Genomic DNA, 20,916 nt, shown 5'->3' with positions numbered 1-20,916 from the left:
GCTCACTTCCCCAACCTCTCCGCCAGATCCTCGACGTCTCCCATCCGTGCCAACCGGATCTCCCGGACCAGTCGGATGGTCGGTTTGGCCGCGAACAGGAAGGACCCCACGATGAAGAAATACGTGCCCACGGTCTGCCATTCTTCCGACAGGAACATGAACGACCCGATGATGAAGGTCAGCGCCGCGCCGAAATCCACGCCGGTGTACAGGATCTCATACGCCGCATAGAGGCGGCGTGATTTCTCCGAACTGTCGCGATGGTCCCGCTCGAACAGGCGCGCCATGACGTCCTCCGCTTAGCTGTTGACGCCCCCGTGCAGCGTCGGTGTGTCCAGCGCCGCGAACCCGTAATGGCGCAGCCAGCGAAGGTCGGAATCGAAGAACGCACGCAGATCGGGGATGCCGTATTTCAGCATCGCGATCCGGTCGATGCCCATGCCAAAGGCAAAGCCCTGCCATTCAGCCGGATCCACCTTTGCGGCCTCAAGTACCTTCGGATGCACCATGCCCGACCCCAGCACTTCAAGCCAGCCATCGCCCTCGCCCACTTTCAGCGTGCCACCTTCCCAGGAGCACTGGATGTCCACCTCGGCGGACGGTTCCGTGAACGGGAAATGCGAGGCGCGGAAGCGGGTTTTGACCTTCGTGCCGAAATAGGCGGTGAAGAACTCTTCCAGCACCCATTTCAGGTTGGCCATCGAAATGTCGCGATCAATCGCAAGACCTTCGATCTGGTGGAACATGGGCGTATGCGTCTGGTCGTAATCGGCGCGGTACACACGGCCCGGCGCGATGACGCGGATGGGCGCGCCCTGATCCTGCATCGACCGGATCTGCACCGGCGATGTATGCGTGCGCAGCACATGCGGCGGGCGGTTGTCGCCTTCCGCGCGGTGCATGTAGAACGTATCCATTTCCGCCCGCGCCGGATGATGGCCGGGGATGTTCAGCGCGTCGAAATTGTACCAGTCGGTTTCCACCTGCGGCCCCTCGGCCACGGCAAAGCCCATATCGGCGAAAATCGCGGTGACCTCTTCCATCACCTGGCTGACCGGGTGGATGGACCCTACCCGCTTCGGGCGACCGGGCAGCGTCACGTCCAGCCATTCGGCGCGCAGACGTTCATTCAGCGCGGCATCGCCCAAGGCTTCCTTCTTGGCAGACAGGGCCGAATTGATCTCGTCCTTCAGCGCGTTCAGCTTGGGGCCAGCGGTCTGGCGCTCCTCGGGTGTCATCTTGCCCAGCTCGCGCATCTTCAGGCTGATCTCGCCCTTCTTGCCCACCGCCTGCACCCGCAGGTTTTCCAGCGACGCCTCGTCCGAGGCATCTGCAATCGCCGCAAGATACTTGTCGCGCAGGTCACTCATTTCCGGCCCCTTCATACTACCGCAGGTCTGCTACCCACTCGGCCTTTTGATTGCAAGACGCGTGATCCCTGCCAACACGCACAAAAAAGCCGCCGGACCCATGGCCCGGCGGCTTTCAAAATCGATCAGGCGCAGCCGATCAGGCCAGGGCGGCTTTTGCCTTGGTCACGATCGCACCAAACGCTTCGGGCTCGTTGACGGCCAGGTCGGCCAGAACCTTGCGGTCCACTTCGATACCGGCCAGCGACAGACCGTTGATGAAACGCGAATAGGTCAGCGCTTCGTCGTGGCTGCGGACAGCCGCGTTGATACGCTGAATCCACAGTGCGCGGAAATTGCGCTTGCGGTTCTTGCGGTCGCGGGTCGCGTACTGGTTCGCCTTGTCGACGGCTTGCGTCGCCGTGCGGAAGTTGCGCGAACGGCTGCCATAGTAACCTTTGGCGGCCTTGATTACCTTGCGGTGACGGGCGTGGGTAACGGTCCCACCTTTGACTCGTGCCATGTCAGGACCTCCTTAGCGCGAATACGGCATGTACTGCTTGACGATTTTCTCGTCAGGCTTCGACAGCGTGGTCGTGCCACGGGCGTCGCGGATGAATTTCTTGGTGCGTTTGATCATGCCGTGGCGCTTGCCTGCCTGGCCAGCAACGACACGGCCCGACGCCGTTACCTTGAAGCGCTTCTTGGCGCTCGACTTGGTCTTCATCTTGGGCATTTCCGGCTCCTCTTGATGGGCGGTGAACGCGCGACTCGGCATGCCTCTCAAACCGGCCACGCGGGTAGAAGCCGCGCATATACGCGCGACCTCCCGGGGTTTCAAGCAAAAACCTGTTATTCAGGATCGGTCGAGAAAATCAGCCGTTCCTCGCAGGGCGCAACCCGCAAGATGTTTGTCGTGCCGGGTTGGTTGAACGGGATACCGGCGGTGACGACAATCTGATCGCCCTCTTCCGCCAGTTCCATGTCCCGTGCCGCACGCGCCGCGTTGACAACGGCCATCTTGAAGCGCGCGACCTCAGCCGTGACATTACAATTGATGCCCCAGTACAGGCTCAGCCGCCGCGCCGTGCCCGTAAATGGCGTCAGCGCGATGATCGGCACGCGCGGCCGTTCGCGCGACACCAGCGTCGCCGTCGTGCCCGAGTGGGTGAAGCAACAGATCGCTTTCACGTCGATCGTCTCGGCCAGTTCACGCGCCGCAGACACGATCCCGTCAGCGATGGTTTCGCGCGGCACCACACGGCTGGCTTCGATGACTTCGCGATAGGTGGGATCGCTTTCCACCTCGTAGGCCACGTTGTTCATCGTCGTGACAGCCTCGACCGGATAGCTGCCCGCTGCCGATTCCGCCGACAGCATCACCGCATCCGCGCCCTCGTAAATGGCGGTCGCGACGTCGGACACTTCCGCACGCGTGGGCATCGGACTTTCGATCATGCTTTCCAGCATCTGCGTCGCCACGATCACCGGCTTGGCCGCACGGCGACACAGGCGGATCAGACGCTTCTGGATGGGCGGCACGTTCTGCACCGGCAATTCAACGCCAAGATCGCCCCGCGCCACCATGATCCCGTCGGATACGGCCAGAATTTCGTTAAATGCAGCAACCGCAGCAGGCTTTTCGATCTTCGACAGGATCGCGGCGCGCCCATCGGCCAGATCACGCGCCTCGCGTACATCGTCGGGGCGCTGGACGAAGGACAGCGCCAGCCAATCCACACCCAATGTGCAGACAAATTCCAGGTCATTACGGTCTTTCTTCGACAGCGCGGCCAGCGGCAGTACCGCATCAGGCACGTTCACGCCCTTGCGGTTGGAAATCTCGCCCCCCGCCATCACGGTGCACAGCGCGTAATCGGACCCGCATTCCTTGACCTTCATGCGGATCTTGCCGTCATTCACCAGCAAGCTGGACCCTGGCTCAAGCGCCGCGAAAATTTCCTTGTGGGGCAGTTGCACGCGCGTCGCGTCACCCGGCGTATCATCCAGGTCAAAACGGAAATCCTGCCCGTCTTGCAATTCCAGCGGACCGTCCTTGAATTCGCCACACCGCAGCTTCGGCCCCTGCAAATCCGCTAGGATCGCAATGGGCGAGCCCAGGTCCCGCTCCACCTGGCGGATGATCTTGTGACGTTCGCGGATTTCGTCATGACTGCCATGGCTCATGTTCAACCGGAAGACATCCGCCCCGGCTTCGGCCAGCGCGCGGATCGTCTCGTAATCATTCGAGGCCGGCCCTAAAGTGGCCACGATCTTGGTATTTCGGCTGCGCTTCATCGGTCTCCCCCGGAATGTTAGCGGTATCATCCGCGATATGTACGATTTTGGCACCAGACACAACTGCGCCAATCGTCTGACCTTTTGCCTAGCGTAAAACAGGTGACGCCGGAATGACAAACTGCCGAATGACGTCCCCTGTTGCAGATCGCCACCAAGCAAACTTTAATGGCCGCAAAGGAGATACCCATGGACGACCAAACCCGTACCGAACTTGAAGCCGCCGCCTTCCGCGCCCTGCGCGATCATCTGCGCGAACGGACAGATGTGCAAAACATCGACATGATGAACCTCGCAGGCTTCTGCCGCAATTGCCTCAGCCGCTGGTATCAGGAAGCCGCCAAAGAGACAGGCATCGACATGGACAAGGCACAGGCCCGCGAAATCGTCTATGGCATGCCCTATGACGACTGGCGCGACAAGTACCAGACCGAAGCCAACTCCGACGCGAAGGCCAAGTTCGCAGAAAACCACTGACGCGCCCCGGCGTCAGTCCATCTGGCGCCCCCAAGCATGGCCGAACTGGATGTAGAACACATCCTGTTCCGGCCCGCGGGCATAATCCAGCCCGACATCCAGCCCGATTTTCCGCGCGATCCGATAACGCACACCGCCGCCATAGGTCTTCGCATCACTGTCGGAATCGCCACCGCCGAATGTCTCGCCATAACCCGCAAAGCCCAGAACCGCCCAGCGTGGCGTTACCTGCTTGCGGATTTCCAACTCTGTCGAAAGTGCCCGCTCGCCACGATAGCGGTTCCGCGCCAGCCCCCGGATATTGATATCCGGCTCCATGAAGAATGGCGCATCACCCGAGGTGACCGCCGCGTTCCCCATGATCCCCAGCGTCCAATCAGCCTGCGTGCCAAACCACGCGCCAAACAAGGAGGCGCTGGAAAAATCGCGGTCACTGCCCCAAGCACCGTCATAGCTTTGCGCCTCCGCCACGACGTTGAAGCCGTCGGTCGGCGTGATCGGATTGTCGCGATTGTCGAAATGCGCCTCAAGCCCAAGCGAAGGCAACACGATCTCGCGTCCCAGCACATCCTCGATACCCGGAAACCTGTCGCCCGCATCCGCCCGCACGTCATTGCTGCGATACCGAAAGGACGGCCCCGCAGAAAACCCGCTATCCCCGAATTTGTATCGGGCGCGCAGCGCAACGAACCGAATGTCGTTGTTATAGGTCAGCGCGAAGTCACGATTGCCAGGGTAGAAATCCATCACCGACAAGCCAGCGCCCGCCGCGAAACTGTAAAGGAACTTTCCACCGCCCAGCGCGCCCGAGCGCATGAACCCGCCGCCCGACGATCCATTCCCGGTTACGGCCCCGCCCGCGATGGTCCGCGTGGGCGGCAGACCGCTGCCCGGCTCCGGGTTGCCCACGAAATAGGCCGACAATCCGAACCCGCCATCAACGGCTGGCTCGGTAATAATGATCGGCATCGGGATGAAACCGCCGCGCGCAAGCAGGTTGGACATATCCAGATGCCCGTCCTGCTCGTCTATGAGCAAATCTTTCCAGCCGTGCTCTTGCGCAATCGCAGCCACGGGCAACAAGATGGCCACCCCGAGGATCAGAACACGCGAAACGATTGTCAGTGCCTTCGGGATGGGACGCATAAGATTCTCCGGTCAGTCTGCGAGCTTACGACTTTCCTCAAGGTAAATTTCACGCAGGCGCTTGGCTACCGTCCCCGGTACACCCTCGCCGATCTGTTGCCCGTCGATCTCAACCACGGGCGTCACGAAGGTCGTGGCAGAGGTGATGAACGCCTCATCCGCATCCTTGGCCTCGTCAATGGTGAACGACCGCTCTTCGACCTTCATCTGCGCCTCACGCGCAAACCGCAGCACGGCCGCGCGGGTGATCCCGTGCAGGATCGCGTTGCTCAGATCACGGGTGATGATCGTGCCACCCTTCACGATATAGGCATTGTTCGATGTCCCCTCGGTCACGAACCCGTCCTCGATCATCCACGCATCGTCGCACCCGGCCTTCTTGGCCTCCATCTTGCCCAGCGAAGGCGCCAGAAGCTGAACCGTCTTGATGTCGCGGCGGCCCCAGCGGATATCGGGGATGGAAATGACTTTCAGACCCTTCTCCGCCTTGGGGGAATTCGTCAGGTTCATCGCCTGCGTGAACAGCACGATGGTCGGCTCCGCACCTTCGGGGAACAGGAAATCGCGATCCGCCGCCCCGCGCGTGATCTGCAGATACACCCCGCCTTCTCGCAGATCATTGCGCCGCACCAGTTCGCGGTGGATATCGCGCAGCTCGTCCATCGACACGGGGCTGTCCATGTCCAGTTCGCCCAATGACCGCTCCAGCCGCTTCGCATGCCCGTCAAAGTCGATGAGTTGCCCGTCGAGCACCGACGTCACCTCGTACACCCCATCCGCGAACAGGAACCCTCGATCGAACACGGATACGGTGGCTTCCTCTTCCGGCAAGTAGGACCCGTTGACATAGACTGTGCGACTCATGGATATCTCCCTTAGGTGCTGCGCGAGGCAAGCTGTAGCGGATGCCGGGGGTGGCGTCTATGCAAGCCACTCGCCGCACTCTGGACAGCCCCCGCAACCACGCAAAATCTATGCTACACAAAGGCAGAAAGTTCCCTACATTCAGTCGTCAACCGCCTATTCGAGCGCGATCCGAGATCAGAGCACATTCCCTGATTATGACAACTAAATATTGATGTTACCCCCCCGTCAGAGTATGCTGATAATCAGGCAGATGTGGTATTTCTTTACTCTGCCGCTACCGTAAAAGCAAAAGTTCTTTAATTGTATATTGTTACAGGGAGATTCCGTATGGAATCCAAGCTCAAAACCATAGCAGCCTTGTCGTTAGCAGCATCGTGGGCGGCAGCGTCTGCGAGCGCCGCAACGGTGACCTACTCAAACACCCATACAACACCAAAGTTGCAACTTATTGTTGATGACGACGCCTCTCCGGGAACATATCGGTTTAGCATGTCCACCACCGTGGGAACGGCAGATTTCTTGGCACTCGGCTTCAACTATTCTGGGATATCGCTGGCGCAGACGGATTTCTCGCTGGTAAGCGCCACCAGAGCAGACGATACGCCGATCTCACCAAGTCTTGCGCTTTTCGGCGATAACACCGGCAGCCAATCCGATTGCGGAGCGGGATGCAATTTCAACGGATCTGGTAGCGCCAGCAGCTTTGACTACATCCTTCGCATTGGACAGCAGGGTGGCGGCGGGGACAATTACGTGAAGACCGTCGTTTTCGACCTCACTGCTCCAGGCTCTCTGGACATGAACCCGTTCTCGCAATTCGCAGCGCGGGCACAATCCACAACGAATCCTGAAGGAAGCATCAAAGCAGACCTTATCCCGCCCTTGGGTGAGCCACCCACACCTGTTCCAATCCCTGCAGGCTTCCCGTTGCTGGTTGGCGGGTTGGCAGCATTCAGCTTGGTTCGCAAATCTCGGAAAGCATAAAGGGACACACGGTCCCGCGGTCTTGGTCGTACTCAAGAGGATCTCTGCTTTGAAACGGCACTGCATGATATGTGGTGCCGTTGCCGAGAGTTAAGGGCTCTAATCTGTTACGTCACGCCGCATGCGCCGAAGAATTCGGGCAGCTTAACACTGCGGCAGATACACACGGCAAACCGTCCATATCTACCCCCCTTCTCCAATCCCATTACTACCCCGTAAGAGATCGTTCCGTGCTGCTCGCAGGTACGCCTCCACCCGCCGCTCGCCCAGCTCCACTTCGGCGATCTTCATATGGGCGTAGGTTGCAAGCACACGGTTGATCAGTGCCTGGTAGCCCGGACCATGGGCACGGAAGAACTTCGCGACCGACTGATCCAACCGGATCGTCACCCGCGTCTTGGCTTCGGGCAGATCAACGTCGCGCTCCAGCCGGTCCCAGGCCTCCGGGATCACGTCACGCAGATCATAGCTGCCATCGCCGCGCGTGACCTCCTCGGTATAGGCGTCGATGATCAACCGTTCCATCGCGTTGCGCGCGGCGCGGGACCGGCCATGCCGGATCGGCAGTCGATGGGCGGGCGGCGTCGCGGATGGCATGGCGGTCTCCTGTGTATCTGCTGGCCAGTCTGCCGCGTACAGGTTACCGCCCGCTTACAGCACCGCGCGCAGCCAGTGTACGGCCGGTGTACGCGCGGTGCACAGGGATCACCCCCACAAAGCGGGGTCAGCCGGATGCACGCCCTGCGTGTCGAACAGAAGCGGAGTTTCGCGGTCTTCGGCCAGCAAAAGCGGCCCATCAAGATCCGTCACCATCGCCCCTTGTGCCACCAGAAGCGCCGGTGCCATGGCCAGAGACGTGCCCACCATGCAGCCGACCATGATCTCGAATCCCTGCTCAACTGCTTGATCTCTCAAGGCAATCGCCTCGGTCAGCCCCCCGGTTTTGTCGAGCTTGATGTTAATCACATCATACTTGCCCTTGAGCTTTGAAAGCGACGCCCGGTCATGGCAGCTTTCATCCGCACAGACCGGCACAGGCCGGTCCATGCCGATCAACGCATCGTCATCGCCTGCGGGCAATGGCTGCTCCACCAGCTTGACGCCAAGGCGCACCAGATGCGGCGCAAGGTCCTGATAAACCTTGGCATTCCAGCCCTCATTCGCATCCACGATGATGGCCGGCTCTGGCGCCCCGGCGCGGACAGCCTCCAGCCGAACCATGTCATCCGGCGTCCCCAGCTTGATCTTCAGAAGTGGCCGATGCGCGTGTTTCGCCGCTGCCGCACGCATCTTTTCGGGCGTATCCAGCGACAATGTGAAAGCGGTAATTTCCGGTCCCGGCGGGGACAAACCGGCCAATTCCCAGACAGGCTTGCCAGCCTTTTTCGCCTCCAGATCCCACAACGCGCAATCCACCGCGTTCCGCGCTGCCCCGGACTGCAAAAGCCCCTGCAACATTTGGCGATCAAACCGCTCGGGCAAGCCACGGATCTGATTCGCAACGGAATCGAGCGTCTCGTCATAGCGCGCATAGGGCACACATTCACCCCAGCCGATCACGCCCCCGTCCTCTATGGACACCGTCACCACGTCCGCGCTGGTCTTGGAGCCGCGCGAGATGGTGAACACCTCCGCCAGCCGGAAGCTCTCTTTCCTGACCTCGACGCGCATCAAAGCGCCTCAAGCGCCGCAGCCAGACGGTCAGCCCCCTGCCGGAACGGATCAACCGTTGGCAGACCCATGCGGTCCTCAACAGCTTTCAAGTGATCTACGGCGGCCTGCTCATCCAGATGCTGCGTGTTCACCGAAACGCCGACCACCTTGCAATCCGGATTGGCCACCTGTGCCAAGGGCAACGCCGTGTCGCGAAGCTGCTCCAGGGACGGCAGCTTGTAACCCGGCAAGCCGCGCATGTGATCACGCGTCGGTTCGTCGCACAGGATCAGCGCATCCGCCTGACCGCCATGCACCAGCGCCATAGTCACACCAGAGTAGGACACGTGGAACAGGCTGCCCTGCCCTTCGATGATGTCCCAGTGGTCCGGGTCGTTGTCAGGCGTCAGCCATTCTACCGAGCCCGCCATGAAGTCAGCGACCACCGCATCCAGCGGTATACCTTCACCTGTGATCAGAATGCCGGTCTGCCCGGTCGCGCGAAAGGTTGACTTTAGGCCACGCTCCCGCATCGACGCATCGAGCGCCAGCGCCGTATACATCTTGCCAACAGAACAATCGGTTCCGACGGCCAGAACCCGCTTGCCCTTACGCGGCTCGCCATTGGCAATCGGATATTTAACGCCGGGCGGCGGCACACGAACGTCATGCAAGGTCCGCCCCGTGCGCTGCGCGGCTTCGACCAGCCGAGGCTCGTCGCGCAGCAGGTTATGCAGCCCGCTTGCCACATCGAAGCCCTTCTCCAGTGCCTCGACCAGCACATCCAGCCACGCCGCGGAAATTACGCCTCCACGGTTGGCGACACCGATAACCAGTGTTTCCGCACCAGCGGCCCGCGCCTCGCCCAGCGTCATATCGGTCAGACCCAGATCCGCTTTGCAGCCCGGCAAACGGAATTGGCCAATCGCGTTGTCCGGCCGCCAATCCTTGATGCCCTGTGCAACTTTCGCCGCCAATGAATCAGGAGCATCCCCCAAGAACAACAAATATGGTGTTTTGATCATTTTGCGCATCTCCCTGAGCAGTCAGAACCATCTACCTAACAAACCAGCGCTTTGGAAAGGAAAAACCTTCCAGATAATATGATCAAAATAAACCTGCTCCAGCCTCGCCGATTTGTGGCGCAGTTGCCACTAGAACACAAAACCGCGACCACATCATATCAGCACCCTGTTGCGGACAACAAAAAAATACCCCCGCCAAAGGCAGGGGTATGAGGGAGGAGAGAATATGCTCCATTATAAAACTGGTTACTGGTTACGCTTTGACTTGCAGCGCTTCAGCGCAGTTGCGCCGCCCAGACCAGCAACCGCACTGCCCAGAAGCAGGACGCCGGCAGGAAGGGGAACCGGTGTGGTCGGAGGCTGGGGCTGGAACCCGGTATTACCCGGCGCTTCGATGAAATAGGTCATCGGGCCGTTGTTGAAGTGTAAAGCAAGATACAGGGCCCCGGAAAATTCATCACCCAGCGAGATAGTGTAGCTGGTCTCGCGCGTGGTATTCGGGTTCAACTGGAACTGCCCCGGCGTCGCGCCCTCGAAGCCCGAATACTGAAACGGTGTCGTCTTGTAATTCAGGTTCATGGTGGACCATTGGTCATTGACACCTTCAGGCAGTGCCAAGGTCAGCTTCACCTGCTGGGCACCCGCCCTGAGGCCCGAAAAATACAGATACTCGTTACCATGACCGTATCCATAACCGATAAACTGATCATAACCGTCGACGATCTCCGACGGCCTCGACCAATCGGACGACACTTGCCTAGACGCCAGATCCGCCTCATTCAACGTCGCGGCAAAAGACGCCCCGCCAAAAGAAACACTGGCAACGATTACAGCAGCCAGTTGCTTACATGCTCTACGGATCTTCATGACCACTCTCCAGTCCGACCAACTCGCCGATACGCGTGGCGATGTTAGGCTGCATGTAGCCAGAATTTTCCTTAGGTCAACGTGGATCGGCGACGATTTCAGACCCGACGCCACGTCACTACGCGGTTACGCGACGGCGAATATATGGGCTGACCTTCGCGTCATGTTTCCAGCGCAACACTCCCAGGACCACGACGCCCAAATCACCACATCGAGTTTGCCGCGCGCTCCGGCCATTCGCGATCATACGACTCACCACCCACGCGCCCGTCGGTGAGCGCGGCCAACATGTCTCCGGGGCTCGGCAAGTCGTGATGGGCGTGATCCCCCCATAGCCGCGACCGGACGATGGCCCGCGCACATTGGAAATAGACCTCGCCGATCTCGATGACGGCCACGGTTCGCGGTCGGCCCGCCCTTCGCGCGAAGCTATCGATCAAGGCCTCGTCCGCTGTCAGCTTCGCACGACCATTCACACGAATAACATTGTTCGACCCCGGCACCATGAACATCAGCGATACACGCGGATCGCGCACGATATTGCGCAGGCTGTCGATCCGGTTATTGCCCCGCCAATCGGGCAGGAGAAGGGTCTTTCCATCCTGAATGCGCACGACCGGATTGTCGTCCCCGCGCGGCGAGGCATCGGTTCCTTCCGGCCCGACGGTCGTGAGCACACAGAAACGGCTGGCTTCGATCCAGCGGCGGTATTCCGGCGTCAGCTGAGCTGCGACCTTGGCGGTCGATGTCTCTTGAGGCACGCCGTAAAGCGCTTCCAAATCCGCGATTCCGTCGATGAATTCCATGGTTGTCTCCCTACACTTCGAATCCGGCCTCGCGGCGCAGTTGCGCTGAACGTGCTTCGATATCCGTCTCGAGGGTCTGCATAAACTCCTCGACCCGCTTGCCCGGCGCGACGGGCGGAAGGAACTCGACGACAGCCAGTCCCGGGTCACGCCTGATACGCTGACGCGGCCAGAAAACTCCCACATTCGTCGCCGCAGGTATGCAGGGCTGCATGAGTTGCTTGTAAAGAACCCCGGCCCCGACCTTGTAAGGCACCTTTGTCCCCGGCGCGACACGGGTGCCTTGGGGATAAATGATCAACTGTCCCGGTGGGGCATCTCCATGCGCGACATCATCAAGCATTCTGGCCACTGCCTGTCCGCGCTTGCCGCGATCTACCGGCACGCAACCGATCCGCATCGCGTACCAGCCAAGGATCGGTGCCCAACGCAGTTGTTTCTTCATGATGAATTTCGGGCGCGGCACAACCGAACAGATCATGATGATATCGAAAAAGCTCTCATGCTTCGACGCGATCAGCACCTCGTCCGTTGGCACGTCTCCTCGAATTTCCGATCGCAGACCCACCAGCCAACGCGCGCTAAACCGGACCCAACGACAATAGGTATGGATACCGGCATAAGCACCCCTACGGTCAAAGATCGCCCAAGGGGTGTAAATCACCGCAAGCAACGCCATCGCCAGATACATCTGGATGTTGAAAACGAGCGACCGAAGCCAGCGCCACCCCATGCGGATCATGTCAGCCCTTTCAATGTCCTGTTCGCCGCCCACCACGTGGTAACATAGGCAAGCACGGCAACCATAGCAGGAAGCGCAATCAACCACGGCCAGGAAAGGGTTGCGGCAGTTCCCGACATCAGCCCCGAACGCGGCAGCACCGGCACAAGCGTCAGCAACAGCTTTCCGACGATCGCACCCGCAGCGGCACCACACATGGCCCGCAGGGTAAAGCGCGTCGTAAAGACACGAGTGATATACCCATCCGTCGCGCCAACCACACGCAGTACACCAATCAGCCGATCATTGGCCGCAAGCGCGCTCTGCGCGGCAAGCGCGACGATGACGGCCATCGTGGTCGCGATCAACAGAAGCGACAAATTGGCAATGTTGGTCAGACGCTCCGCCGCCGCCAACAATGGAGTGCGCCATCGCTCATGGTCATCCAGCACCGCGCCTGGCACTTCCGCCTGCAGCCGCAGGCGCAGACCCTCAGGATCGAAGCCACTGGAGTCCCGCCTGATCGCGATCAGGCGCGGCAGGTCAAGCTGCGCAAGGGGAACATGCGCTCCGAACCAGGGCTCGAGCAATGCGATTTGATCCTCGGCCGTAACCAGTTCAGCCGAGGTAATCCCCGGCGTCATACGCAGTATTTCCAGCGCCGCATCGGTCTGCGAGTCAAGTTCGTCCGCAGGTGCAGCCACGCGCAAGGTGGCACTATCGACCAACTCGCTTTGCCATCGATCCGCAATGCCATTGGCCACTTGTGCCAACCCCAGGACGAACACCGCCAGAAAGGTCATCGCTGCCGCCGCAAAAACGGTCAGACGCGCCGAAAAACCGCTTGTTGGCACGACACCGTTGCGACCTGGAAGTTGCTGAAGAAGTCGCTTCATATATCGGCACCTCCGGCACCCAGACGCCTATCCGACAAGCGCAGAACCCTCGCCTGCACCGTCCCGCGAACCGATCGGATCAAGGAAAGATCATGTGTCGCCAGCAGCACTGCCTTGCCCAGCCGGTTCAACTCCAGTAGCAGTTTCAGCAACCTGACTGACATTTCCCAATCCACATTGCCCGTCGGTTCATCGGCCAAGATGACATCCGGCGACAGGATCAGCGCCCGCGCCAACGCCGCACGCTGCTTTTCGCCGCCCGACAACTCCTGCGGTCGCGCGTTCCTACGCGAGGACAGACCGACCCATCCGAGCAGATCCCGCACCTCCGACCGGCGCGCCGCGTTGAGTTGCCCCGATACGATCAATGGGAGCGCGACATTGTCCTCTACACTCAGATGATCGAGGAACTGCCCGTCCTGATGCACCACGCCGATCCTGCGCCGCGCATGCGCCAATGCATCGCGACCCAGTGTGACTGTCGGATCGCCGAACAGTCGTACATTGCCGCCCGTGGGCAGCAGGTCGCCATAACACAGACGGATCAGCGTGGTTTTACCCGCGCCGGAAGGTCCGGTCAGAAAATGAAAGCTGCCCGGCGTCAGAGACAAGGACGCGTCGTAAAACAACTCGTTATCGCCGTAGCGCATGGCCACACGGTCAAGCTCGATCACCTCGTGACTGCTCCGGTTCTTGTTATATTTTCTGCGCCGCTTGTGCCGCAGCCACGCGGGCGTTGCAACAATGCAGATTGTCCGCAGCAACTCTCCGCTGTAAAAACCTACAGGCTCGTGGCACAACGAGGCGAGCAGTTCAGGGCCAAGTTTGACCGATACGATCCGCATCATCTGCCCGCAATGCGAGGCCGCATACGACATCCCCGCAGCCGCGATTTCAGGTCGCGGGCGCGAAGTGCAGTGTTCGGCCTGTGCCCATAGTTGGTATCAACTGACCCATGCGGTTGTTCCGCCGCGTTCGACCCCGCCGCCCCCGGTCGACACTCCACAGATGCAAGAATCCACGCATGTCCAGCGCGAAGTCGATCCGGAAGTGCTGGAGGTGCTGCGCGAAGAAGCCGCACGTGAAGCACAGGCGCGCAAGTCAAGCCCACCTGCCCCGTTGGAAACGCAGCCGGATCTGGGCTTGGTCATTCCCCCACGTCCCAAGGAGAGCGTCCGCGACAGGCTGGAACGGCTCAAGGCAGCAGAACGCGCCAGAGACAGCCGGGAGTGGAACACCGGGGAAGAAAGCGATCCGGGTTCGGTCATCGAGGCACCCGAACGACCGATAGAGCCAGTAACGCCAAGGTTACACCGCAGATCCGACCCCGGTTTGCCGGTTGCGGTAAGCAAGCAGGAGTTGGCCATTATCCGCGAACGCAAGGAACGCCGCGACTTCCGGATCGGCTTCGCGATACCGGTGCTGGCCTGTCTAATCGCACTGGCGCTCTACCTTGGCGCACCGTTGATCGCAGGGCATGCCCCGCAGGCGGACCCGTTCCTGAGCGTCATTTCCGAGCATGGCGAAACGCTGCAATCCGCGATTTCCGAACATGCGCGTAAGGCGCTTGCGTCATTTGAGCAAGTTCAGAGCCGGCTGATCGGCGCCGATGGCTAACGCTCAAAATCGATCCAGCAAACGCCGCAGGTAATCCAGTTCGTAACCGGGCCGCGTCTGCTCGCCGGACCTGCGCCGAATCTCGTCAAGAAGATCACGCGCACGGCGATAGACATCCTCGTCATCCAGCGCTTCATTGGTCCCGAAACGCTGGTTTGGTCCGATCTGCCGGCCCAATGGATCGAGTTCCGGCGCGGGTGTGGTTTGCCCCAATTGGTTACCCTGCTGCCCCTGACCCGGTTGCTGCTGTTGCGCCAGTTCACGCCCCAGTTCCTGCACCCCATCACGTAGCGCTTCCATCGCATCTGACTGGCTGTCGAGAGAGCCCGCCAAATCATCGCCCCGCAACGCCTCTTCCGCCTGTTCCATCGCGCGCCCGGCCCGGTCCAGCGCCTCTCCGGCCCCTTCCCCCGTCTCTCCCAGACCTTCGAGCGCTTGTCGCTGCTGTTCCAGAAGATCCCGCAAGGCCTGTTGGTGGTCGGCCAGATCCTGCCCGTTGGGCTGCGAGCCATCCCCTTGCGGATTGTATTGGTCCTGCAATCGACCGAAGGAATCGTCCGACAGCCCCTGTTGCTGGCGCAGGGTATCCATCAGCCCCTGCATGGCCTGCTGACCTTCTCCCTGTTGGCCCTGTCCTTGCTGACCACGTGCGATCTGCATGTTTTCCATCATCTGGGACAGCATATCGAGCAATTGCTGGGCCTCGGCCATCCGACCTTCCTCCATCAATTGTTGAAGGCGGTCGAACATTTCCTGCAACTGGTCGGAGTTCATGGTTTGCGTGTTCTCGTTCTGCGAGAACTCCGTACCATCCTCCGGCTGTTGTTCCGCAAGCTGCCGCAGATAGTCCTGCGTTGCTTCGCGCAATTCCTGCATCAACTCTGCGATCTCAGGCGGGCTGGCGCCATCTCGCATCGCTTCGGAAAGCCGTTCCTGCGCACGCCGCATGCGTTTCAGCGCATCCGAAAGATCACCTTCCTCGATGCTCAAGGCCAGATCCCATAACGCCTGAGACATCTCGTCTACGCGTTCATCCGTCAGGCCCGCCTGATGGTATGCTTCCAGCCGACGTGTGATGAAACGCAACCGCATGTAATCCGTCGCCGAACGGAACACCCCATCCGGCTCATGTGACACCGCGCGTAGCATTTGCGACACTCGGATCGCGTTTTCACGGTTCCACAGCAGATCACGCCGCTGTTCTATCACCGCTTTAGCCAACGGATCAAAAAAGCGACGCGCGGGTAGCTCGGCCAACCCTTCTACCTCGCTGCGCCCCGTGTTTCCCATCGCGTCCGTAACTTCAAGCGTGACAACGACCGGTAGATTCGCCCAAGCGTGCTGTGAGAAATCCGCCGTCAGTCGTTCGTTGAATTCGGTTCTGCTGCCGGTGAATGGCATGGGAAGATCGACGGTGATCGCCTCGCGCGGCTCGGGATCAATCTCAAGCCCGTAACGCCGATCGGCGGCATCCAGATCCAGTTCGATCACCGCGCTGCCGGCCACCACGCCGTAGTCATCTCCCGCCTCGAATGGCAAAGCCATTTCGCCGGCAGCTTCGCGGGTTGCCGAACCCGCAATTGTTACACTCGGTGGCGCGTCGGGCAGCATGGCGATTTGCCAACTGTGCCCGCCCTCACCCTCGATCTGGATGTTACCCGATTTCTGCACCGCGAATTCATGTGCCACGGTTGCATCGTCATACGCGCCGGCGACTTCAGACACAGTCTGCACTACCGTCAACGTGCCTGCCTCGCCATACAGCCGCAACGTGACCAGGCTGCCCTGTGGCACCGACAGGCTGTCCACGTTCAACTCATTCAGATAGAGGCTCGGCTTGCCGGTATATGCCGGTGGCTCGATCCACCCTTCCCAACTTGGACCGGCTACCACGGCTTCCGGCTCGCCCGGTGTCATGTCGAGAATACTCTCCGCGCGCCACACGGAGCCAAACAGCAGGCCGACCGCCAGAACGGTTAACGCAACAAACCGAAACCCGTAAGGGTCATTACGTGTCAGAACCTCGCGCGGCCAGACGGGACGTACCCCCGACAGCCGTTCCCGCATCCGCTGTTGATGCGTTTGCCAAAGATATTCAGACTGGCGGTCGCCCGTGCCGATAGCCTGACGATCCGACAGCGCCGCAAGGGGGCGCCCCTGCAGCGTCTCGTCCAGCCGCTCCATAACTTCGGCACGCTTCGGCCAACGAAACCGCCAGCAGCCGCGCAACAGAAAATACGCCGTCGCGGTGACCGTGGCGACCGTGGCCAGCCAGACCGCTTCAATCGGCGCAATGTCCTGAAGCCCCAGAAACAGCGCAGCGAGCGCTACGAATACCACAGTCCAGACTGGCCAGAATGCAAGTGCAAACCGCTCGAAGACCAGCCCCAGACCTGTCAGTCTGAGGGGCCACCGCAGCCTTCGCGCGGCATCGTCATTAAGCGGCAATTCGGGCATCCGGTCGCCTTAGTGCTATGCCGGTTCACCCGGCACCATCCTTGCAATCCTAACTTGGATAAGAACCTGTAGATACCCCCACACAGCGTCTCACGGGGAAGTTACCGGTCAGATTCCACCCAATCAGGCACGATGTCACGGGCAATGATATCCTCGAAACTCGGGCGATCGCGGACGATACCCCAATCGGAACCCTGAACCAGCACCTCCGGAATCAGGGGGCGCGTATTGTATTCCGATGCCATCACCGCGCCGTAAGCCCCCGCAGACCGGAAAGCGACCAGGTCATCGGCGACCAGCGGCGGCATCGGTCGTTGCTTGGCGAAGGTATCGCCCGTCTCACATACCGGCCCCACCAGATCCATTGGGGCATAATCGACCCCCGCAGCCGGCTCCTTCACCGCGACCACATCGTGCCAGGCGTCGTACATCGCAGGACGCAGCAGATCGTTCATCGCGGCATCCAGGATCAGGAAATTGCGCCCCTCGCCCGATTTCACATAGATCACCCGACTGACCAGCAGCCCCCGCATTCCCGGAGATCAGGCGGCCCGGCTCAATCTCGATCTCGCAGCCCAGATCACCGACCGTGCGCTTGATCAGGTCACCGTACTCCCTGGGCAACGGGGGCGCCTCGTTTGAGCGGGTATACGGAATGCCCAGCCCACCGCCAAGGTCCAGCCGCCGGATGTCATGTCCATCCGCGCGCAAGGCATGGGTCAGTTCGGCCACCTTGCGATAAGCCAGTTCAAACGGTTCCAACTCAACCAACTGGCTGCCGATATGCACGTCGATCCCGACCACATCCAGACCGGGAAGCGCGGCAGCTTGTGCATAGACTTCCTTCGCGCGCGCGATCGGGATACCAAACTTGTTCTCGGATTTGCCTGTCGCGATCTTGGCATGCGTGCGCGCATCTACGTCCGGATTCACACGTATAGCGATCGGTGCAACCACGCCAAGGCTGCAGGCAACTTCACTGAGCGCCTGCATCTCGGGTTCCGATTCAACGTTGAACTGGCGGATACCCCCTTCAAGCGCCACACGCATTTCTTCACGCGTCTTTCCAACACCGGAAAAGACAATGCGATCACCGGGAACACCAGCGGCACGCGCCCGCGCATACTCGCCTGCCGAAACCACGTCCATCCCTGCGCCCGCCTGCGCCAGAAGACGCAACACCGCTTGGTTGGAATTCGACTTCACCGCAAAGCACACCAGATGCGGCGTTCCTTCCAGAGCGTCGTCAAACAACCGGAAATGCCGCAAAAGTGTCGCGCTGGAATAACAATAGAATGGCGTCCCGGCCTGCGCGGCAATGTCCGGGATGGAGACATCTTCGGCGTGAAGAATACCACCTTTGTAAAGAAAATGATCCATGCCGTGCCCTCGCCTCGATTCAACTTGCGCCGCGACATATCACGGCGGCAGGAATATGCAATTTGCGTCGCACCCGAGATCACTGCCACCCGGCATACAGCCCATCGCCATCGCGCGGGCCATCAGGCAAATGCGGGCAGTGATCATAATCAATCGGGCGACCTGACCGGGATTGGGCGGTCAGGTCGATCATGGCGGTTCACGACAACCGCATCGGGCTCGCAATCTAATCAGACAGGAAGATCATCCCATGTATTACCGCTCGCCGGAGGCTGTCCATCACAGACCGCAGGTGGAAGCGCAAGGTCGACACCGCCAAGATACTTCAGGTCCTTACCCCAGATCAGATCGGCTCGGGGACGGTTTCAGCCGGTTGCAGATCATAGATTGGATCGACGATCTCAACAGGCGCGCGCGTTTGGGGCTGCGAGGGTTGGCATGCCGCCAAGACTGTCAGGCCAATAACCGCAAGCGCTACACGATACATCCTGTTTCCTTTCACAGCCTGCCCGTAACGCCCATACGTGCGTCACCCGTAACTGTAACCCCGCGTTGCGGCGACTGCTCAGGCTCCGGCCTCACTGGCGGGCCGTCGATCCCACAAGAAGCAAGGACAAAGATCAGTCCACTCAATCCGGCAAGTTTCGTCATCATATTCCCAGTCGCAATCCGTGGCGCCCAACGCGCACTTTGGCGGGGCTGTGTCCAAGCCTGACCGAGGCCGATGGACCTCCGGTGCCCACGCTCACATCCACATTCCGCGTATCGATGACATCGACGTCGGCATATGCCCCACCGGTGCCGACACCCGCATCAACCCGCTCGCCATCAACCCCCACATAACCGCCCGGCCCACCTGATCCAACCGACACACCCGCACTTGGCGAGGCATTCTCACAAGCGGCCAGTACCGTAAGCAAACTGAGGGCGACGACGAGGCGTGTCATCCAAGCTTTTCCTTCCAGCGGGCAATCTGTTTTCGCACTTGCTCTGGCGCGGTGCCGCCGTAGCTCATGCGGCTCGCGACAGAATTATGCACACCAAGCACGTCAAATACACCCTCATTTATCTGTGGATGCACCGACTGCATGTCCTCCAGCGACAGGTCGGGGAGGTCGATACGGCGTTCTTCAGCCATCGCAACCAATGTGCCCGTCACATGATGGGCATCGCGGAACGGCAGGTTCAGTTCACGCACGAGCCAATCCGCCAGATCGGTCGCGGTCGAGAAGCCGGACGCCGCCGCCGCTTCCAGCGCGGGTCGGTTCGCGGCCATGTCCCTGACCATACCTTCCATGGCTGCAAGGGACAGAAGCAGGTTGTCGGCAGCGTCAAAGACCTGTTCCTTGTCTTCCTGCATGTCCTTGGAATAGGCGAGCGGCAGACCCTTCATCACGGTGAACAGCGCCACCGTCGCGCCAAGGATGCGTCCGATTTTCGCACGGATCAGCTCGGCGGCATCGGGGTTCTTCTTCTGCGGCATGATCGATGACCCGGTGGAGAATCGATCCGACAGCACCACGAAGCGGAACTGCGCAGACGACCAGATGACCAACTCTTCTGCCATCCGCGACAGGTGAACCGCACAGATCGAGGAGGCCGAAAGGAACTCCAAGGCAAAATCGCGGTCGCTGACCGCATCCAGAGAGTTGGCAGCAGGACGGTCGAAGCCAAGAGCCGTCGCCGTTGCATGGCGGTCAATCGGGAAGGAGGTCCCCGCCAACGCCGCGGCACCCAAGGGCGATTCGTTCATTCGGGTGCGGGCGTCCTCGAAGCGCGACTTGTCGCGAGCGAACATTTCGACATAGGCCATCATGTGATGGCCCCATGTCACGGGCTGGGCTGTCTGCAAATGGGTAAAGCCGGGCATGACCCAATCGGCACCGGCCTCTGCCTGCCCGAGCAACGCGCGTATCAGTGCTTCCAACCCTGTAATAGCCGCATCGCACTGATCACGAACCCACAGACGGAAGTCGGTGGCCACCTGATCGTTGCGTGACCGAGCCGTATGCAGACGACCGGCAGGTTCCCCGATGATGTCCTTCAGCCGCGATTCCGTATTCATGTGGATGTCTTCCAACGCGGCGGAGAACGGGAAATCACCAGCCTCGATCTCTGCCCGAACCTTGTCCAGCCCGGCACGGATCGCATCGGCGTCATCTTCTGTCAGAATGCCCTGCACCGCCAGCATCGTGGCATGTGCCTTCGAACCCTCAATATCCTGGGCATAGAGGCGCTTGTCGAACCCTATCGAGGCATTGATAGCTTCCATAATCGCATCCGGCCCTGCCGAGAAGCGGCCACCCCACATTGCATTGCTGGACTTGTCGCTCATTCTTGCCTCGCTCAGAATCGATTGGTCTGCCACGCTCT

21 protein-coding genes and 1 pseudogene are annotated in these 20,916 nt (G+C 60.3%); 3 read left to right on the top strand and 19 right to left on the bottom strand.

The genetic code is table 11. The features are described 5' to 3' along the window. Positions 1-2: 2 nt before the first annotated feature. The 5 genes from FPZ52_RS02560 to pyk form a co-directional block, all read right to left on the bottom strand. A complete protein-coding gene (locus FPZ52_RS02560; protein WP_146363404.1) occupies positions 3-287 on the bottom strand; it encodes a YrhK family protein in 285 nt (94 codons plus the stop codon). 12 nt (positions 288-299) lie between these two features. Continuing rightward, positions 300-1,370: a phenylalanine--tRNA ligase subunit alpha gene (gene pheS, locus FPZ52_RS02555; RefSeq protein ID WP_146363402.1), complete on the bottom strand. Its 1,071-nt coding sequence runs from the start codon at positions 1,368-1,370 to the stop codon at positions 300-302. Between the two features lie 139 nt (positions 1,371-1,509). After that, the gene (gene rplT / locus FPZ52_RS02550; protein ID WP_146363400.1) at positions 1,510-1,872 is read right to left on the bottom strand and encodes a 50S ribosomal protein L20; all 363 of its coding nucleotides are present in this window, start codon (positions 1,870-1,872) and stop codon (positions 1,510-1,512) included. Positions 1,873-1,884: 12 nt separating this feature from the next. Next, the gene (rpmI, locus tag FPZ52_RS02545) at positions 1,885-2,085 is read right to left on the bottom strand and encodes a 50S ribosomal protein L35 (RefSeq protein ID WP_146363398.1); all 201 of its coding nucleotides are present in this window, start codon (positions 2,083-2,085) and stop codon (positions 1,885-1,887) included. A 116-nt stretch (positions 2,086-2,201) separates the two neighbouring features. Beyond that, on the bottom strand, positions 2,202-3,647 hold the full coding sequence (gene pyk / locus FPZ52_RS02540; RefSeq protein ID WP_146363396.1) for a pyruvate kinase: 1,446 nt from the start codon (positions 3,645-3,647) through the stop codon (positions 2,202-2,204). Between the two features lie 189 nt (positions 3,648-3,836). On the opposite strand from pyk, the gene FPZ52_RS02535 reads away from it, so the two are divergent. After that, entirely contained in the window at positions 3,837-4,124 is a 288-nt protein-coding gene (locus FPZ52_RS02535; protein WP_146363394.1) for a DUF1244 domain-containing protein, read from the top strand. A 12-nt stretch (positions 4,125-4,136) separates the two neighbouring features. Here the strand turns inward: FPZ52_RS02535 and FPZ52_RS02530 are convergent, their stop codons facing one another. Together FPZ52_RS02530 and FPZ52_RS02525 are read right to left on the bottom strand one after the other, a co-directional pair. Next, entirely contained in the window at positions 4,137-5,270 is a 1,134-nt protein-coding gene (locus FPZ52_RS02530; RefSeq protein WP_146363392.1) for a BamA/TamA family outer membrane protein, read from the bottom strand. Positions 5,271-5,282: 12 nt separating this feature from the next. Further along, a complete protein-coding gene (locus FPZ52_RS02525) occupies positions 5,283-6,134 on the bottom strand; it encodes a D-amino-acid transaminase (RefSeq protein ID WP_146363390.1) in 852 nt (283 codons plus the stop codon). Between the two features lie 330 nt (positions 6,135-6,464). Between FPZ52_RS02525 and FPZ52_RS02520 the strand changes: the two genes are divergently transcribed. Next, positions 6,465-7,121 (top strand): VPLPA-CTERM sorting domain-containing protein, encoded by a 657-nt coding sequence (locus FPZ52_RS02520; protein WP_146363388.1) that lies wholly within the window; start codon positions 6,465-6,467, stop codon positions 7,119-7,121. 183 nt (positions 7,122-7,304) lie between these two features. On the opposite strand, the gene FPZ52_RS02515 is transcribed toward FPZ52_RS02520, so the two are convergent. The 8 genes from FPZ52_RS02515 to FPZ52_RS02480 form a co-directional block, all read right to left on the bottom strand. Then, positions 7,305-7,718, bottom strand: a complete 414-nt coding sequence (locus FPZ52_RS02515; protein ID WP_146363386.1) for a BrnA antitoxin family protein — start codon at positions 7,716-7,718, stop codon at positions 7,305-7,307. A gap of 108 nt (positions 7,719-7,826) precedes the next feature. Next, positions 7,827-8,792: an N-acetyl-D-Glu racemase DgcA gene (dgcA, locus tag FPZ52_RS02510; RefSeq protein ID WP_146363384.1), complete on the bottom strand. Its 966-nt coding sequence runs from the start codon at positions 8,790-8,792 to the stop codon at positions 7,827-7,829. After that, entirely contained in the window at positions 8,792-9,799 is a 1,008-nt protein-coding gene (gene dgcN / locus FPZ52_RS02505; protein WP_146363381.1) for an N-acetyltransferase DgcN, read from the bottom strand. Before dgcN ends, dgcA begins: the two co-directional genes overlap by 1 nt. 246 nt (positions 9,800-10,045) lie before the next feature. Then, positions 10,046-10,666: a hypothetical protein gene (locus FPZ52_RS02500; protein WP_146363379.1), complete on the bottom strand. Its 621-nt coding sequence runs from the start codon at positions 10,664-10,666 to the stop codon at positions 10,046-10,048. Between the two features lie 203 nt (positions 10,667-10,869). Beyond that, positions 10,870-11,472 carry a pyridoxamine 5'-phosphate oxidase family protein gene (locus FPZ52_RS02495; RefSeq protein ID WP_146363377.1) on the bottom strand — a complete coding sequence of 201 codons (603 nt, stop codon included), beginning with the start codon at positions 11,470-11,472 and terminating at the stop codon, positions 10,870-10,872. 10 nt (positions 11,473-11,482) lie between these two features. Next, on the bottom strand, positions 11,483-12,214 hold the full coding sequence (locus tag FPZ52_RS02490; RefSeq protein ID WP_420851696.1) for a lysophospholipid acyltransferase family protein: 732 nt from the start codon (positions 12,212-12,214) through the stop codon (positions 11,483-11,485). Next, positions 12,211-13,089: a cell division protein FtsX gene (locus tag FPZ52_RS02485; protein WP_146363375.1), complete on the bottom strand. Its 879-nt coding sequence runs from the start codon at positions 13,087-13,089 to the stop codon at positions 12,211-12,213. Before FPZ52_RS02485 ends, FPZ52_RS02490 begins: the two co-directional genes overlap by 4 nt. Then, complete coding sequence (locus FPZ52_RS02480; RefSeq protein ID WP_146365635.1) at positions 13,086-13,763, bottom strand: cell division ATP-binding protein FtsE; 678 nt, start codon at positions 13,761-13,763, stop codon at positions 13,086-13,088. The genes FPZ52_RS02485 and FPZ52_RS02480 overlap by 4 nt, the downstream gene beginning before the upstream one ends. Positions 13,764-13,914: 151 nt before the next feature. Here FPZ52_RS02480 and FPZ52_RS02475 point away from each other — a divergent pair, with 151 nt between their 5' ends. Next, positions 13,915-14,706 (top strand): zinc-ribbon domain-containing protein, encoded by a 792-nt coding sequence (locus tag FPZ52_RS02475; RefSeq protein ID WP_146363373.1) that lies wholly within the window; start codon positions 13,915-13,917, stop codon positions 14,704-14,706. Positions 14,707-14,709: 3 nt separating this feature from the next. Here the strand turns inward: FPZ52_RS02475 and FPZ52_RS02470 are convergent, their stop codons facing one another. From FPZ52_RS02470 to argH, 4 genes and pseudogenes are all read right to left on the bottom strand, one after another. Continuing rightward, a complete protein-coding gene (locus FPZ52_RS02470) occupies positions 14,710-17,163 on the bottom strand; it encodes a DUF4175 domain-containing protein (protein ID WP_146363371.1) in 2,454 nt (817 codons plus the stop codon). Positions 17,164-17,264: 101 nt separating this feature from the next. Further along, positions 17,265-18,543: pseudogene (lysA, locus tag FPZ52_RS02465) on the bottom strand (diaminopimelate decarboxylase). A gap of 650 nt (positions 18,544-19,193) precedes the next feature. Then, complete coding sequence (locus FPZ52_RS02460) at positions 19,194-19,490, bottom strand: hypothetical protein (protein WP_146363369.1); 297 nt, start codon at positions 19,488-19,490, stop codon at positions 19,194-19,196. After that, positions 19,487-20,878, bottom strand: a complete 1,392-nt coding sequence (argH, locus tag FPZ52_RS02455) for an argininosuccinate lyase (protein WP_146363367.1) — start codon at positions 20,876-20,878, stop codon at positions 19,487-19,489. The genes FPZ52_RS02460 and argH overlap by 4 nt, the downstream gene beginning before the upstream one ends. Positions 20,879-20,916 lie beyond the last annotated feature (38 nt).

The sequence above is a fragment of the Qingshengfaniella alkalisoli genome (assembly GCF_007855645.1).
Taxonomy (GTDB): Bacteria; Pseudomonadota; Alphaproteobacteria; order Rhodobacterales; family Rhodobacteraceae; genus Qingshengfaniella; species Qingshengfaniella alkalisoli.
The sequence above is the reverse complement of the archived record's forward strand: the minus strand, read 5'-3'. Positions and strand labels throughout refer to the sequence as shown.

What these genes read in the sequence shown, in the direction of transcription:
- FPZ52_RS02460 (WP_146363369.1), bottom strand. Translation starts at nt 19,490, where the DNA reads ATGACACGCCTCGTCGTCGCCCTCAGTTTGCTTACGGTACTGGCCGCT.
- FPZ52_RS02485 (WP_146363375.1), bottom strand. Translation starts at nt 13,089, where the DNA reads ATGAAGCGACTTCTTCAGCAACTTCCAGGTCGCAACGGTGTCGTGCCA.
- rplT (WP_146363400.1), bottom strand. Translation starts at nt 1,872, where the DNA reads ATGGCACGAGTCAAAGGTGGGACCGTTACCCACGCCCGTCACCGCAAG.
- FPZ52_RS02500 (WP_146363379.1), bottom strand. Translation starts at nt 10,666, where the DNA reads ATGAAGATCCGTAGAGCATGTAAGCAACTGGCTGCTGTAATCGTTGCC.
- dgcN (WP_146363381.1), bottom strand. Translation starts at nt 9,799, where the DNA reads ATGATCAAAACACCATATTTGTTGTTCTTGGGGGATGCTCCTGATTCA.
- FPZ52_RS02525 (WP_146363390.1), bottom strand. Translation starts at nt 6,134, where the DNA reads ATGAGTCGCACAGTCTATGTCAACGGGTCCTACTTGCCGGAAGAGGAA.
- FPZ52_RS02515 (WP_146363386.1), bottom strand. Translation starts at nt 7,718, where the DNA reads ATGCCATCCGCGACGCCGCCCGCCCATCGACTGCCGATCCGGCATGGC.
- FPZ52_RS02560 (WP_146363404.1), bottom strand. Translation starts at nt 287, where the DNA reads ATGGCGCGCCTGTTCGAGCGGGACCATCGCGACAGTTCGGAGAAATCA.
- argH (WP_146363367.1), bottom strand. Translation starts at nt 20,878, where the DNA reads ATGAGCGACAAGTCCAGCAATGCAATGTGGGGTGGCCGCTTCTCGGCA.
- FPZ52_RS02495 (WP_146363377.1), bottom strand. Translation starts at nt 11,472, where the DNA reads ATGGAATTCATCGACGGAATCGCGGATTTGGAAGCGCTTTACGGCGTG.
- pheS (WP_146363402.1), bottom strand. Translation starts at nt 1,370, where the DNA reads ATGAGTGACCTGCGCGACAAGTATCTTGCGGCGATTGCAGATGCCTCG.
- FPZ52_RS02490 (WP_420851696.1), bottom strand. Translation starts at nt 12,214, where the DNA reads ATGATCCGCATGGGGTGGCGCTGGCTTCGGTCGCTCGTTTTCAACATC.
- FPZ52_RS02520 (WP_146363388.1), top strand. Translation starts at nt 6,465, where the DNA reads ATGGAATCCAAGCTCAAAACCATAGCAGCCTTGTCGTTAGCAGCATCG.
- rpmI (WP_146363398.1), bottom strand. Translation starts at nt 2,085, where the DNA reads ATGCCCAAGATGAAGACCAAGTCGAGCGCCAAGAAGCGCTTCAAGGTA.
- dgcA (WP_146363384.1), bottom strand. Translation starts at nt 8,792, where the DNA reads ATGCGCGTCGAGGTCAGGAAAGAGAGCTTCCGGCTGGCGGAGGTGTTC.
- FPZ52_RS02535 (WP_146363394.1), top strand. Translation starts at nt 3,837, where the DNA reads ATGGACGACCAAACCCGTACCGAACTTGAAGCCGCCGCCTTCCGCGCC.
- FPZ52_RS02530 (WP_146363392.1), bottom strand. Translation starts at nt 5,270, where the DNA reads ATGCGTCCCATCCCGAAGGCACTGACAATCGTTTCGCGTGTTCTGATC.
- FPZ52_RS02470 (WP_146363371.1), bottom strand. Translation starts at nt 17,163, where the DNA reads ATGCCCGAATTGCCGCTTAATGACGATGCCGCGCGAAGGCTGCGGTGG.
- pyk (WP_146363396.1), bottom strand. Translation starts at nt 3,647, where the DNA reads ATGAAGCGCAGCCGAAATACCAAGATCGTGGCCACTTTAGGGCCGGCC.